This window comes from Saccharopolyspora karakumensis (assembly GCF_004349225.1).
GTDB classification, from domain to species: domain Bacteria; phylum Actinomycetota; class Actinomycetes; order Mycobacteriales; family Pseudonocardiaceae; genus Saccharopolyspora; species Saccharopolyspora endophytica.
Map to the genome: position 1 here is coordinate 96,563 of NZ_SMLA01000004.1, position 12,492 is coordinate 109,054.

Genomic DNA, 12,492 nt, shown 5'->3' on the forward strand with positions numbered 1-12,492 from the left:
GCTTCCGCACCGCCGAATGCGCTCGTTCGAACGACCATCCGGCCCAACCTCAGGGGCATCGCCGCAGATCAGTGGTAACGGTGTGCGTTCGATCTCAGGAGTCAGGAGCGGGTGGCGCCACCGGAGCGGATCAAGCGGGCGACGGCTCCGTCGGGGACTTCCTCGGTGGTCAGGGCGTAGACGTAGTGGTCCCGCCAGGACCCGGCGACGTCGAGGTACCGCTGGAACAGCCCTTCGCGGCGGAACCCGGACTTCTCCAGCACGCGGATGCTGCGGTCGTTCTCCGGGCGGACCGTGGCCTCCAGCCGGTGCAGCCCGACCGGGCCGAAGCAGTGGTCGACGGCCAGCGCCACCGCGGCCGGGGCCACTCCCCCACCGGCCAGCCTGCTGGCCACCCAGTACCCGACCCACGCCGAGCGCAGCGCGCCGCGAACGACGTTGCCGATGGTCAGCTGACCTGCGAACTCGCCGTCGACGGCGATCGCGAACGGCAGCGCCTGGCCTCGGCGGGCCATGCCGCGCAGCGCCGCCCACTGGGCGGGCCAGGCCGAGGGCGAGTTGCGCTCCCGCCAGCCGCCGAGGGCGGTCGGCTCCCACTTCTGCAGGTAGTCGCGGTCCTGCAGGCGGGTCCGGCTCCACAGCCCGGCGTCGCGGAGCCGGAGCGGGCGCAGGGCCACGGTGCCGCGCGCGGTCCGCAGCGGGCCGAGCCGCGCGGGCCAGCCGGGGTGGCGCCCGATCGGGAACCCATCAGAGTCGGTGGGCTGCATCCGCGCTCACGAACGCTGCGAGAGGAACCGCACCTGCACGTCCTCGCCCGCCGCGACCTCCGTGATGTCCTCTTCCACGACGATCAAGCAGTTCGCCTCGGCCAGCGACGCCAGCAGGTGCGAACCGGAGGTGCCCAGCGGCTGCACCAGGTAGGAGCCGTTCTTGGGGTCGCGCAGCAGCTGCCCGCGCAGGAATCCGCGGCGGCCCTTGGTCGCGGTGATCGGCGAGAGCAGTTCGGCGGAGACGCTGCGGCGGTTCGGGTTCTCCTTGCCCAGCGCCGAGCGGATCAGCGGCCGGACCAGCACCTCGAAGACCACCAGCGCGCTCACGGGGTTGCCGGGCAGCACGAACGTGGGGATCTCGTCCGGGCCGAGCCGGCCGAAGCTCTGCACCGAGCCGGGCTGCATCGCGACCCGGTCGTCGTCGAGGGATCCGAGGTCGGCCAGCGCCGAACGCACGTCGCCGCCCGCGGCACCGCCGACGCCGCCCGCGATCACCACGATCTCCGACAGCAGCAGCCGCCCTTCGACGACCTCGCGCAACCGGCGCGGGTCGTTGCTGGCGATGCCGACCCGGGTGACCTCGGCTCCGGCGTCGCGGGCGGCGGCGGCGAGGGCGTAGGAGTTGACGTCGTAGACCTGGCCCTGGCCGGGCGTGCGGTCGACGTCGACGAGCTCGTCGCCCAGGGAGATGATCGAGACGCGGGGACGCGGGTGCACCAGCACCTTGTCGCGGCCCACCGCGGCCAGCAGCCCGACCTGCGCGGAGCCGATGGGCGCCCCGCGCCGCACGGCGACGTCGCCGGTCTGCACGTCCTCACCGGTGCGGCGGACGAACGCCGCCGACGGGACCGGCTGCTGCACGGTGATCTTGGCGGGGTGCTCGTCGGTGTAGCCCAGCGGGACGACGGCGTCGGCGAGCGTCGGCAGCGGGGCACCGGTGGCGACCCGCACCGCCTGACCGGGCTGCAGCCTGCGCGGCTGCCGCGAACCGGCCGGGATCTCCCCGACCACCGGGAGCACGATCGACTCCTCGGCGGCCGTCTGCACGTCGACGCTGCGCACCGCGTAGCCGTCGACCGCGGCCTGGTCGAATCCGGGCAGCGCCCGTTCGGCCACGACCTCTTCGGCGCACAGCAGCCCCTGCGCCTCCGAGATCGCCACCCGAACTGGGGCGGGCCGGACGGCGGCCGTGAGCACGCGCGCCAGCTGCTCGTCCACTGACCTCATGGCTGTCGCCTCTTCCCCGCTCCTCACCGGTGCCGGGGTCGGCCTACCCGGCGCTCGGCATCAGCTTCTGTCGATCCGGTCGGCGAGCCAGTCCCGCAGGTCCGGCCCGTACTCGGGATCCGCTAGCGCGAAGTCCACCGCAGCTTTCAGGAAACCGCCAGGATTTCCCAAGTCGTGTCGCCCACCGTGATGGACCACGACGTGAACCGGGTGTCCCTCGGAGATCAGCAACGCTACGGCATCGGTGAGCTGAAGTTCGCCACCGGCGCCGGGCTCGATGCGGCGCAGCGCGTCGAAGATGGCCCGGTCCAGCAGGTATCGGCCGGCGGCGGCCAACGTCGACGGCGCGTCGCCCGGTGCGGGTTTCTCGACCATGCCGTTGACGATCTTGACGTCGTCGGAGTCGGTGTCGGCGACGTCGAAGGCGCCGTAGGCGGAGATCTTGTCCCGGGGGACGTCGAAGGCGCACAGCACGCTGCCGCCGTAGCGGGCGCGGACCTCGGCCATCCGCTTCAGCACCCCGGTCGGCAGCACCAGGTCGTCGGGCAGCAGCACGGCGACCGCGTCATCGTCGTCGGCGAGGGCGGATTCGGCGCACCCCACGGCGTGCCCGAGGCCGAGGGCCTTCTCCTGCAGCGCGGTCTCGGCCTCGATCAGCTCCGAGGCCCGGTGCACCTTGGCCAGCAGGTCGTCCTTGCCGCGGGCCTTGAGGGTCTGCTCCAGCTCGGGGCTGGGTTGGAAGTAGTCGGCGACCGCGCCCTTGTCGGGCGACGTGACGATGATCAGGCGCTGCGCACCGGCCTCGGCCGCCTCGGCCGCCACCAGCTCGATCCCGGGGGTGTCCACGACCGGGAGCAACTCCTTGGGCACCGCTTTCGTGGTGGGCAGGAACCTGGTCCCCAGTCCTGCCGCCGGCACGATGGCGGTCCGGAACGCGGTCGGCGTGCTCGTCGGGCTGCTCATGACGCCGCAGCTTATCGGTCAAACCTACAGTGAACCCGTGAGCTCACTGGATGAATTTCGTACGTCGAAAGCGGAATGGCGGAGCCAACTCCTGCTCCAACGCGACGAGCTGGACGAACCAGCCAGGAAAGCCGACGACCAGGCACTTCTGTCGAACTTGCTGGGCTGGTTGGCCCAACGCGAGCTGAGCGCGGTGGCCGCCTACGTGCCCGTCGGCCCGGAGCCGGGAGCGGACGTCCCGTCGGTGCTGCACGAGGCGGGCCTGCGCGTGCTGCTTCCGATCGTGGCGGGCAAGCAGCAGCCGCTGGAGTGGGCCGAGTACACCGGCCCGGACTCGCTTCGACCGGCCACGTTCGGACTGCTGGAACCCGCGGGCGAGCGGCTCGGCTCTGCGGCGATCGGCCAGGCCGAGGTGATCTTGGTGCCCGCGCTGGGCATCGATCACCAGGGCATCCGGCTCGGGCGCGGTGCCGGGTACTACGACCGGTCACTGGTGCTGCGCGATCCGGCGGCGGAGCTGCTGGGCGTGGTGCGCGATTCCGAGTTCGTCCCATCGCTGCCCGGCGAGGACCACGACGTGCGGATGACCAGCGTCATCACCCCCGCGCGCGGAGTCGTGAAGCTGCCGTTGTGACGTAGCACTGTTTGCACTGGACACCTGTTGTCTAGCATTATCGGGTTAGCACTCCCGTAGTTTGAGTGCCAAGCCCAGATTTCGGAGGTTCGCGGCCGTGCCCACATATCAGTACGCCTGCACCGAATGTGACCATCGCTTCGAGCAGGTGCAGTCGTTCAGCGAGGACTCCCTCACCGAGTGCCCGCAGTGCAACGGCCGACTCCGCAAGCTGTTCAACGCCGTCGGCATCGTGTTCAAGGGCAGCGGCTTCTACCGGACCGACAACCGGTCGTCGTCCTCGTCGAACGCGAGCGGTTCGTCGTCCTCCTCGAGCTCCTCGGACTCCGGTTCGTCGTCGAGCTCGTCGTCTTCGGACTCGTCCCCTTCGGGCTCGTCGTCTTCGAGCTCGTCGTCGAGCAGCAGCACCACCGCCGCGGCTTCCTGATTCCGCACAATTCAACCGCCGGTCACTCGAATGTGGCCGGCGGTTTTGCTGTGCGCACGAAAAGTCCGATTTCCGTCAGCAAATCATGATCACCAACGACACTGGTTAATTCTTCCGGGTGAAACGAGTTGTCCCCAGGTGCCGAATCCATCCACAGATTCGCGCTTCCTCCTTCCTCGCCACCGGGCACGTCCCTAACTTCGAACGCGTCCGATCTCTCCCGAAGGCACGAGGGGGCGACATGCCCGCAGACTCCGAGCTCGATCCCACGGCGCTCGACCGGCTCCGCCACCTGCTGCCGAGCAGGCGCGGCGTGCTGTGGCTGCGCCGGATCACGGCCGCGGTCCTCCTGCTGCTGGCCCTGGCTCTGGCCCTCGGCCAGCACTCCGTTGTGGACATCGCCACAGCCGCCACCTGAACGGCTCAGCGATGAGCAATTGCTTTCCCCCATTCGGTTACCGTTACGCTGCCCTCCAGTGCCCGCGCCCGCGCCGATCCGCGGCGAATGCGGCGCGATCATCGATCCGGGAAATCCGGACTCGCATTCTTCGAGAGGAGTTTCAACGTGCTCAAGGGATTCAAGGACTTCCTGATGCGCGGCAACATCATCGACCTCGCCGTCGCGGTTGTCGTCGGTAGCGCTTTCACCGCCCTGGTCACGGCGTTCACCACCAGCATCATCAAGCCGCTGATCGCGGCGACGGGCGGCGGGAACGTCACCGGCCTGAGCATCGAGATCGTCGCAGGCAACAAGGCTTCGACGATCGACTTCGCCGCGGTGATCAACGCCGTGATCACCTTCCTCATCACGGCGGCCGTCGTTTACTTCCTGTTCGTCGTTCCGATGAACAAGATTTCCGAGCGCCGCAAGAAGGGCAAGGAAGAGGGTCAGTCCGAGCCCACCGACGTGGAGCTGCTGATGGAGATCCGCAACCTGCTGCGCGCCGAGCAGGGCCTGCCGCGCATCGAGGGCCTGGCCACCGAGGAGCAGGCCACCACGGGCACCGGCAACGGCAACGCCGCTTCGCGCAACTGACGCCCTAGCGAGCGTCGTGGTGCGGCGGCCGGTTCTCGCGGTACCAGCTCTCGCGGGTGTTCGCCGAGGTCGGCTCGGGGCGGTCGTCGGAGGTCGTCTCCGGCAGCACATCTCCGAAGACCTCGGCGAGCCTGCGGCGCTTCTCGCGTTCGGGCTTCGCCTGGGGCGATTCGCTGGTCACCTGTCCATCCTGCCTCGATCGCAGCGGTTCGCGCACGGACCGGTATCACCGGGTGTGAAATCGGTTACAGTGAGTGCGTGTCTCGCCGTCGCGGGAGACAGCGACGCAGGGAGGCTGCGATGAGTTTCCTGGACAAGGCCAAGGAACTGGCCGGTCAAGCCAAGGGCAAGGCGGAGGAGTTCGCCGAGAAGGCGGGACCCAGCGCCGCCAAGGGGCTCGATGCCGCCAAGTCGAGCCTGGACAAGGCCACCGGCGGCAAGTACCACGACCAGATCGAGTCGGTGAGCGGCAAGGTGGAGGGCGTGCTCAAGCGGGACTCCTCGAACGGGGATTCCGCCAAGGACGACCCCGGCTCCGGACCCGGCTCCAACGGTTCGCAGGACAAGGGCCCGGACGATCCCGCCGGCGGCTCGAAGCCCGGCTGATCAGCTCCGAAGATGAAGAAGCGGTGGCGGCTCCCGAGCGGGAGCCGCCACCGCTTCTTCGTTCCGCGCTCAGGGGGTGTCGAGTCCCGAGAGCTGCTCGATCACGTGGGCCACCAGCGGCGTCAGGGTCGCCATGCCGTCGCGGACCGAGGCCCGCGAACCGGACAGGTTCACCACCAGCGTGCTGCCCGAGACACCGACGAGACCGCGCGACACCCCAGCGTCGACCGCACCGGCGGCCAGTCCGGAGGCCCGAAGCGCCTCGGCGATGCCCGGGATCGGCCGGTCCAGCACCCCGGCGGTGGCGTCCGGAGTGACGTCCCGGGGCGACACCCCGGTGCCGCCGACGGTGATCACCACGTCGACGCCGCCGATCACCGCGGTGTTCAGCGCGTTGCGGATGTCCACCGTCTCCCCGGCCACCGCGACGGTTCCGTCGACGATAAATCCGGCTTCTTCCAGCAACTCGGTCACCAGCGGACCGATGTTGTCTTCCTGCTCTCCTTGGGCGACCCGGTCGTCCACCACGACCACGAGAGCCCGCCCCAGCCGCTGCGCGCTGCGTTCCATGCCGGTAACCGTAGTGCCAAGGTCGGGTTCGGTCAGTTCATAGGAGTCGGTGAGCTCCACCAATTTCGGCGCGATGCCGGTCACGGTGGTCGTTTTGTCGGACATGGTCCTCCCCAGGTGTCGATCGATCTTCACTACCACCCCACCACCGACGCCGCCGGAGCCTGAGGTCAGAACGAGCTCGTCAGACGGGCTTTGGACACGTCGGCCGGTCCCGCGGCGCAGGAAGGGGGCATAGGCCGCGGGAACTCGGCCGACGCGATCAGGGGGTCAGCCCTTCTGGCCGGTGAGCGTCACGTCGACCGTGCGCTCCCCGCCCGGGCCGCCGATGGTGAACCGGACGCGGTCACCGGGGTTGTGCGAGCGAACCGCCGCGACCAGGGCGTCCGCGTCGAGGATGGCCCGGTCGTCGATCTTGGTGATCACATCGCCCGGCTTGATCCCGGCCGCCTGGGCGGGGCCGTTCGGGATGACGTCGCGGACCTGCGCCCCGGGCTGGTTGGCGTTGGTGATCGTCACGCCCAGCGTGGTCTGCGTGGCCGAGCCGGTCTCCTTGAGCTCGTTGGCGATGCGGCGGGCCTGGTCGATCGGGATCGCGAAGCCCAGGCCGACCGAGCCCGCCTGCTCCTGGCCGGAGCCGGGGCTGTAGATCGCGGAGTTGATGCCGACGACGCGGCCGTCCATGTCGACCAGCGGACCGCCGGAGTTGCCGGGGTTGATCGCGGCGTCGGTCTGCAGCGCGTTGAGCACCGTGTCCTGGCTGCCCGACTCGCCGCCCGCGCGCACCGGACGGTCCTTGGCGCTGATGATTCCGCTGGTCACCGTGCCGGACAGGCCGAAGGGCGAACCGATGGCCACGACCTGCGAACCGACGGGCAGATCATCGCTGCGGCCGAGCTCGGCCGGGGTCAGCCCGGTGATGTCGGCCTTGACCACCGCCAGGTCGGACTTCGGGTCGGTGCCCACGACGCGCACCGGCGCGGTGCGGTTGTCGTGGAACAGCGCGGTCAGCCGCCCGCTCTGGGCGCCCTCGGCGACGTGGTTGTTGGTGAGGATGAGGCCGTCGCTGCTGAGCACGATGCCCGATCCCTCGCCGGAGCCCTGCGCGCTGGAGATCTGGATCTGCACGACGCTCGGCAGGACCTTCTGCGCGACCTGCTGGACGGATCCCTGGGGTGCGGTGCTGGCGCTGCGTGCGGGCTTGGACTCGTCGAGCGCGCTGGCACCGGTGCTGCTGTCACCGCCGAGCTGGTACCCGACGAACCCGCCGACACCGCCTCCGACCAGGCCGCACACCAGCGCGAGGGCGGCCACCCCGGCCGCCAGGCCGCGACCGGTCTTCTTCTGCTGCGTCGCCTGACCGGAGGCGTACCCGGGCCAGGGCTGCGCGTACTGCTGGGTCTGCTGCGGCTGCTGGTGCATGCCGTACGGGTAGTGCTGGGTCCCGTACTGGCCGGCGGGCTGGCCTTGCGGCCCGACGGGCTGGGTCGGCTGCTGGGCCGGGCCGGGCTGGGCGCTCTGCTGCTGGGACGACACCCCGGATGGAGGGGTATCGCCCGCGCCGAGGCCATCTCCGCTCGGCTTCGGCTCTTCCGGCTTGTCGCCGAATTCCGGGGTGTGTTCGGTCATGGCTCCCACTGTGCTCCGGGCATCTGAGAAGTGCCTGAGATCTGACTGTGGGCACGCATGATAAGTCCCATGATCGTCCTCACCCACCCCGACCAATCCGACAAACCCCCAGGATGCGGACCGGGGGCGCAGGACAGGGGGCGGTCCTGGACCGAACTGACCCGGCACGACCGACCTCGATCACGGACGGTTCGAACCGGGCGCCGCCAGCGGGAGATCCCCTCAGCGGAGGCGGGCGGCGATCTGCTCCGGGGTCGCGTCGTTGATCCAGACGGCCATGCCCGACTCGGACCCGGCGAGGTACTTGAGCTTGTCCGCGCTGCGCAGCACCGAGAACAGCTCCAGGTGCAGCCACGACAGATCGCGCCCGGTGTTCACCGGCGCCTGGTGCCAGGCGGCGATGTAGGGCAGCGGCTTGTCGTAGAGCCGGTCGAGGCGGCCGAGCACGTCGAGGTAGGTGGTGGCGAAGTCGTCCCGCTCGTCGTCGGTGAGCGCGGCGATGTCGGGGACCTGGCGGTGCGGGACGATCTGGACCTCGACGGGCCAGCGGGCGGCGGCCGGGACGAACGCCGTCCAGTGCTCGGAGTCGACCAGCACCCGCTCCCCGCTCGCGCGCTCGGCGGCCAGCACGTCGCCCATGACGTGGGTGCCGCGCTCGGCGCGGTACTGCTCGGCGACCCGCAGCATGGTTTCGGTCTTGGGCGTGACGAACGGATAGCCGTAGATCTGCCCGTGCGGGTGGTGCAGCGTCACGCCGATCTCCTCACCGCGGTTCTCGAAGCAGAAGACCTGCTCGACACCCGGGGTTTCGTTGAGGGCGGCGGTGCGGTCGGCCCAGACGTCGACGACGCTGCGGACCCGCTTCGCGCTCAGCGAGCCGAAGGAGGAGTTGTGGTCGGAGGTGAAGCAGACGACCTCGCAGCGTCCCCGGGCCGGAGCGGCGGGCACCATAGGCATGCCGTCGACGGTGGTCGGCTCGCCGGGGATGCCCTGCGCGAACGACGGGAACTGGTTCTCGAAGACGACCACGTCGTAGTCGGACTCGGGGATCTCGCTGGGGCGCCCCGGGGAGCTCGGGCACAGCGGGCACATCGCGGCCGGCGGCTTGTAGGTGCGGGACTGCCGGTGCGCGGCGATGGCCACCCACTCACCGGTCAGCGGATCACGCCGCATCTCCGACGCCGGTGCCTGGGGCGGGAGCTCGCGGGTGTCCTCCGCGGTGCGTTCGCGCCCCGGTTCGTCGTCGAAGTAGATGATCTCCCGGCCGTCGGCCAGGCGGCGCGCGGTGCGCTTCACTCGTCCTCCTCCGTTGACCGCTGCTCGGCCAGCAGCAGTTCGACGTGCTCGCCCAGCAGCTCTCGCGCGTCCGGCGGCAGGCCCTCGTCGCTGATCAGCAGGTCGACCTCGTCGAAGTCGACGATCGTCGAGATGCCGACGGTCGACCACTTGGAGCTGTCGGCGACCACCACCAACCGGCCCGCTGCTTCGGCGAAGGCCCGGTTGGTCTCGCTCTCGTTGAGGTTCGGCGTGGTGAAGCCGGCCCGCGGCGCCATCCCGTGCACGCCGAGGAACACCAGGTCCAGGTGCAGCGAGCGCAGCGACTGCACGGCGACGGGTCCGACGAGCGCGTCGGACGGGGTGCGGACACCGCCGGTGAGCACGACGGTCCGGTCGACGCGGCCGCGCTGCTGCAGCGCGTCGGCGACGCGGACCGAGTTGGTGACGATGGTCAGGTCCGGGATGTCGTCGAGCTGGCGCGCGAGCGTCCACGTGGTGGTTCCGGCGGACATGCCGATCGCGGTGCCGGGCTGGATCTCGTCAGCGGCGAGCTTGGCGATGGCTTCCTTCTCGGTGAGCTGCCGGACGGACTTGGCCTCGAAGCCGGGCTCGTCGGTGCTGGTGCCGATCGTGGAGGTCGCGCCGCCGTAGACCTTCTCGACGAGGCCTCGGCGGGCGAGGGCGTCGAGGTCGCGGCGGATCGTCATGTCCGACACGCCGAGTCGTTGCACCAGCTCGCCGACCTGCACGGCTCCGGTGCGCCGCACTTCGTCGAGGATCACTTCCTGGCGTTGTCGTGCGAGCACGTCCACTCCCCGGCCGGGCGTCAGCTTTCCGTCATCAAGTCAACAAAAACCAACAATACCTGACGGATTACCGGCCCGGCAGCCGGGTAGTTGGGGCTTGGCGTTGCGGATGGGTGTTCATTGCTGTTCGTTTTGCTGAGAGTTTCCCGGCAGCGTCATGCGCAGCAGCGCACCGCCCTCGGGAGCCTCGGCAGCCAGCACCGACCCGCCGTGGCGCTCGGCGACCTGCTTGACGATCGACAGCCCGAGCCCGGAACCGGGCAGCGTGCGCGCGTCCGACGACCGGTAGAAGCGCTCGAAGACGTAGGGCCGGTCGGCTTCGGCGATGCCCGGTCCGCTGTCGGCCACCTCCAGAGCCGCCAGCCCGGTGCCCGCCTCCGGGTACAGGTCGACCCGCACGTGGCCGCCGTCGGGACTCCACTTCGCGGCGTTGTCCAGCAGGTTCAGCACCGCCCGCTCCAGCGCGGTCGCATCGCCCATCATCACCCACGGGTTCAGCCGCACGTCGAACTCGGTGCGCGGCGCGCGCCGCCGGGCCCGCCCCAGCGCGCGCTCGACGACGTCGACCAGGTCCACCGGTTCGTGCACGGCCTGCGGGGTGTCCTCGCGGGCGAGCTCGACCAGGTCGCCGACCAGCGCGGACAGCTCCTCCACCTGGGCCTGGACGTCGGAGAACATCTCTCGCCGGTCCTGCTCGGACAGCGCGGGCGCGTCCGGGCGGGCGGCCGCGAGCAGCAGCTCCAGGTTGGTGCGCAACGAGGTCAGCGGCGTGCGCAGCTCGTGCCCGGCGTCGGCGACCAAGCGCCGCTGCCGCTCCTGGGACTCGGCCAGGGCGCTGAGCATCCCGTTGAAGCTCGCGGTCAGCCGGGCCAGCTCGTCGTCACCGCTGACCGGGATCGGCCGCAGGTCCCCGGTCAGCGCGACGCGCTCGGTCGCGGCGGTCAGCCGCTGCACCGGTCGCAGACCGGCCCGCGCCACCGCGGTTCCGGCGGCCGCGGCGAGCAGGATGCCGGCCCCGCCCATCACCACCAGGACCACGCTGAGCTGCGCCAACGTCCGCTGCGTGGGCTGCAGGGAGGTCGACATGACCAGGGCCGCGTTGCGCCCGGTGGGCACCGCGACGACGCGGCTGTTGCTCGGCTTGTCGGTGCGCAGCGAGCGCTGGACCTCGCCCTTGGCCACCGACAGCTCCAGCACGCTCATCGGCGGGCGCTGCTCGGGGCCGAACACCGTGCCGTCGGCGGAGAGCACGTTGATCTTGAAATTGGTGGCGACGAAGAAGGCCACCGGGACCTGCTGCAGGTCGGCGGTGCGCACCAGCGGCCCCTCGGCGGCCTCCACCGCGCGCTCGGTGAGGCTGTCGTCGAGCTGCTGGTAGAGGCTGTCGCGCACGGTCACGAACGCCCCGACCGACACCAGCGCCACGGCACCGGCCACGCACATCGCCGCCAGCCAGGTGACGCGGTTGCGCAGCGACACCCGCTGCAACCTGCTGGGCGGTGGCGGGTTGTCCAGGTCAGGTGGTGGCGGTGCGGGGACGGCCATCGGATTGCCCATCATGGCGGCGTCTCGCGGAGCACGTAGCCAACACCGCGAACGGTGTGGATGAGCCTCGTCTCCCCCTCGGCCTCGGTCTTGCGGCGCAGGTAGCCGATGTAGACCTCCAGGGCGTTGCCCGAGGTCGGGAAGTCGTAGCCCCACACGTCCTCGAGCAGCCTGCTGCGGGTGAGCACCTGCTTGGGGTGGGCCATCAGCAGTTCCAGCAGAGCGAACTCGGTGCGGGTGAGGCTGATCGAGCGCTCGCCGCGGCGGACCTCGCGGGTTCCCGGGTCCAGCTCCAGGTCGGCGAAGCGCAGCGCCGCGGGCTGAGCGTCGGGACCGCCCTCGGGCGGGGTGGCGCGGCGCAGCAGCGCGCGCAGCCGGGCGAGGAGCTCTTCGAGGGCGAAGGGCTTGGGCAGGTAGTCGTCGGCGCCGGCGTCGAGCCCGGCGACCCGGTCGGACACGGCGTCGCGGGCGGTGAGCACCAGGATCGGCAGGTCGTCGCCGGTGCTGCGCAGCCGCCGCGCCACCTCCAGGCCGTCGAGCCGCGGCATCATCACGTCGAGGACCATGGCGTCCGGTCGGTTGTCGGCCAGGTGGTCCAGAGCTTGTTGACCGTCCGCGGCGAGCTCGACTTGGTACCCGTTGAACTGCAGGGACCTTCGCAGCGACTCCCGCACGGCACGATCGTCGTCGACGACGAGGATGCGCATGCGGACAGTGTTACCCGTTGCCCTGAGAACGAGCTGAGAGCCCCGCCGGACCTCGCTCGTCGAGGTGACAGCCGTCTCGGTCCGGCGCGCGTCGTTCACTCGGCGTGACGACGCGCGCCGGATGCGCTCACTTCTGCTGGAAGTGGCGGATCAGCGCGCGCGGCACCAGCTTCCGCTCGCCGTACACCACGATCGGCACCAGCTCGGGCGCCTTCGCCTTCCACTGCGAGCGGCGATGCCGGGTGTTGGCCCGCGAGGTCTTGCGCTTGGGAACTGCCATGTCGGGTCCTTCCT

The 12,492-nt window shown here is 70.5% G+C and carries 16 protein-coding genes; 5 read left to right on the forward strand and 11 right to left on the reverse strand.

The window, feature by feature from the left end; translation table 11 throughout:
* Positions 1-101: 101 nt before the first annotated feature.
* Genes E1202_RS04135 through E1202_RS04145 form a run of 3 tightly spaced genes read right to left on the reverse strand, consistent with a single transcriptional unit; the run spans position 102 to position 2,960 of the window.
* Positions 102-767, reverse strand: a complete 666-nt coding sequence (locus E1202_RS04135; protein WP_132681165.1) for a GNAT family N-acetyltransferase — start codon at positions 765-767, stop codon at positions 102-104.
* Positions 768-773: 6 nt separating this feature from the next.
* Entirely contained in the window at positions 774-1,997 is a 1,224-nt protein-coding gene (glp, locus tag E1202_RS04140; RefSeq protein ID WP_132681167.1) for a molybdotransferase-like divisome protein Glp, read from the reverse strand.
* 60 nt (positions 1,998-2,057) lie between these two features.
* Positions 2,058-2,960 carry a UTP--glucose-1-phosphate uridylyltransferase gene (locus tag E1202_RS04145; RefSeq protein ID WP_132681169.1) on the reverse strand — a complete coding sequence of 301 codons (903 nt, stop codon included), beginning with the start codon at positions 2,958-2,960 and terminating at the stop codon, positions 2,058-2,060.
* 37 nt (positions 2,961-2,997) lie between these two features.
* Here E1202_RS04145 and E1202_RS04150 point away from each other — a divergent pair, with 37 nt between their 5' ends.
* From E1202_RS04150 to mscL, 4 genes are all read left to right on the forward strand, one after another.
* Positions 2,998-3,594: a 5-formyltetrahydrofolate cyclo-ligase gene (locus tag E1202_RS04150; RefSeq protein WP_132681171.1), complete on the forward strand. Its 597-nt coding sequence runs from the start codon at positions 2,998-3,000 to the stop codon at positions 3,592-3,594.
* 97 nt (positions 3,595-3,691) lie between these two features.
* Positions 3,692-4,021 (forward strand): FmdB family zinc ribbon protein, encoded by a 330-nt coding sequence (locus E1202_RS04155; RefSeq protein WP_132681173.1) that lies wholly within the window; start codon positions 3,692-3,694, stop codon positions 4,019-4,021.
* Positions 4,022-4,262: 241 nt separating this feature from the next.
* A complete protein-coding gene (locus E1202_RS31240; protein WP_165943730.1) occupies positions 4,263-4,439 on the forward strand; it encodes a hypothetical protein in 177 nt (58 codons plus the stop codon).
* Positions 4,440-4,586: 147 nt separating this feature from the next.
* A complete protein-coding gene (gene mscL, locus E1202_RS04160) occupies positions 4,587-5,057 on the forward strand; it encodes a large conductance mechanosensitive channel protein MscL (protein ID WP_132681175.1) in 471 nt (156 codons plus the stop codon).
* A gap of 4 nt (positions 5,058-5,061) precedes the next feature.
* On the opposite strand, the gene E1202_RS31245 is transcribed toward mscL, so the two are convergent.
* A complete protein-coding gene (locus E1202_RS31245) occupies positions 5,062-5,238 on the reverse strand; it encodes a hypothetical protein (RefSeq protein WP_165943731.1) in 177 nt (58 codons plus the stop codon).
* A 119-nt stretch (positions 5,239-5,357) separates the two neighbouring features.
* Between E1202_RS31245 and E1202_RS04165 the strand changes: the two genes are divergently transcribed.
* On the forward strand, positions 5,358-5,663 hold the full coding sequence (locus E1202_RS04165) for an antitoxin (RefSeq protein ID WP_132681177.1): 306 nt from the start codon (positions 5,358-5,360) through the stop codon (positions 5,661-5,663).
* A 69-nt stretch (positions 5,664-5,732) separates the two neighbouring features.
* Here E1202_RS04165 and E1202_RS04170 read toward each other — a convergent pair whose 3' ends face one another.
* The 7 genes from E1202_RS04170 to rpmF all read right to left on the reverse strand — a co-directional run bounded on the left by E1202_RS04170 (position 5,733) and on the right by rpmF (position 12,478).
* Positions 5,733-6,233 (reverse strand): MogA/MoaB family molybdenum cofactor biosynthesis protein, encoded by a 501-nt coding sequence (locus E1202_RS04170; protein WP_132619691.1) that lies wholly within the window; start codon positions 6,231-6,233, stop codon positions 5,733-5,735.
* A gap of 270 nt (positions 6,234-6,503) precedes the next feature.
* Positions 6,504-7,862 (reverse strand): S1C family serine protease, encoded by a 1,359-nt coding sequence (locus E1202_RS04175; protein WP_207918453.1) that lies wholly within the window; start codon positions 7,860-7,862, stop codon positions 6,504-6,506.
* Positions 7,863-8,084: 222 nt separating this feature from the next.
* Entirely contained in the window at positions 8,085-9,158 is a 1,074-nt protein-coding gene (gene galT, locus E1202_RS04180; RefSeq protein ID WP_132681179.1) for a galactose-1-phosphate uridylyltransferase, read from the reverse strand.
* Positions 9,155-9,946, reverse strand: coding sequence for a DeoR/GlpR family DNA-binding transcription regulator (locus E1202_RS04185; RefSeq protein WP_132681181.1), 792 nt, complete (start codon positions 9,944-9,946; stop codon positions 9,155-9,157). The genes galT and E1202_RS04185 overlap by 4 nt, the downstream gene beginning before the upstream one ends.
* Positions 9,947-10,063: 117 nt before the next feature.
* Positions 10,064-11,491, reverse strand: coding sequence for a sensor histidine kinase (locus E1202_RS04190; RefSeq protein WP_132681344.1), 1,428 nt, complete (start codon positions 11,489-11,491; stop codon positions 10,064-10,066).
* An 11-nt stretch (positions 11,492-11,502) separates the two neighbouring features.
* Positions 11,503-12,198, reverse strand: a complete 696-nt coding sequence (locus E1202_RS04195; protein ID WP_132619419.1) for a response regulator transcription factor — start codon at positions 12,196-12,198, stop codon at positions 11,503-11,505.
* Between the two features lie 127 nt (positions 12,199-12,325).
* Positions 12,326-12,478 carry a 50S ribosomal protein L32 gene (gene rpmF / locus E1202_RS04200; RefSeq protein WP_132681183.1) on the reverse strand — a complete coding sequence of 51 codons (153 nt, stop codon included), beginning with the start codon at positions 12,476-12,478 and terminating at the stop codon, positions 12,326-12,328.
* Positions 12,479-12,492 lie beyond the last annotated feature (14 nt).

Excerpts from the sequence above, each read along its gene's own strand:
- E1202_RS04135 (WP_132681165.1), bottom strand. The coding sequence starts at position 767 with ATGCAGCCCACCGACTCTGATGGGTTCCCGATCGGGCGCCACCCCGGC.
- glp (WP_132681167.1), bottom strand. The coding sequence starts at position 1,997 with ATGAGGTCAGTGGACGAGCAGCTGGCGCGCGTGCTCACGGCCGCCGTC.
- E1202_RS04145 (WP_132681169.1), bottom strand. The coding sequence starts at position 2,960 with ATGAGCAGCCCGACGAGCACGCCGACCGCGTTCCGGACCGCCATCGTG.
- E1202_RS31240 (WP_165943730.1), top strand. The coding sequence starts at position 4,263 with ATGCCCGCAGACTCCGAGCTCGATCCCACGGCGCTCGACCGGCTCCGC.
- E1202_RS04165 (WP_132681177.1), top strand. The coding sequence starts at position 5,358 with ATGAGTTTCCTGGACAAGGCCAAGGAACTGGCCGGTCAAGCCAAGGGC.
- E1202_RS04170 (WP_132619691.1), bottom strand. The coding sequence starts at position 6,233 with ATGGAACGCAGCGCGCAGCGGCTGGGGCGGGCTCTCGTGGTCGTGGTG.
- E1202_RS04175 (WP_207918453.1), bottom strand. The coding sequence starts at position 7,862 with ATGACCGAACACACCCCGGAATTCGGCGACAAGCCGGAAGAGCCGAAG.
- E1202_RS04190 (WP_132681344.1), bottom strand. The coding sequence starts at position 11,491 with ATGGCCGTCCCCGCACCGCCACCACCTGACCTGGACAACCCGCCACCG.
- E1202_RS04195 (WP_132619419.1), bottom strand. The coding sequence starts at position 12,198 with ATGCGCATCCTCGTCGTCGACGACGATCGTGCCGTGCGGGAGTCGCTG.
- rpmF (WP_132681183.1), bottom strand. The coding sequence starts at position 12,478 with ATGGCAGTTCCCAAGCGCAAGACCTCGCGGGCCAACACCCGGCATCGC.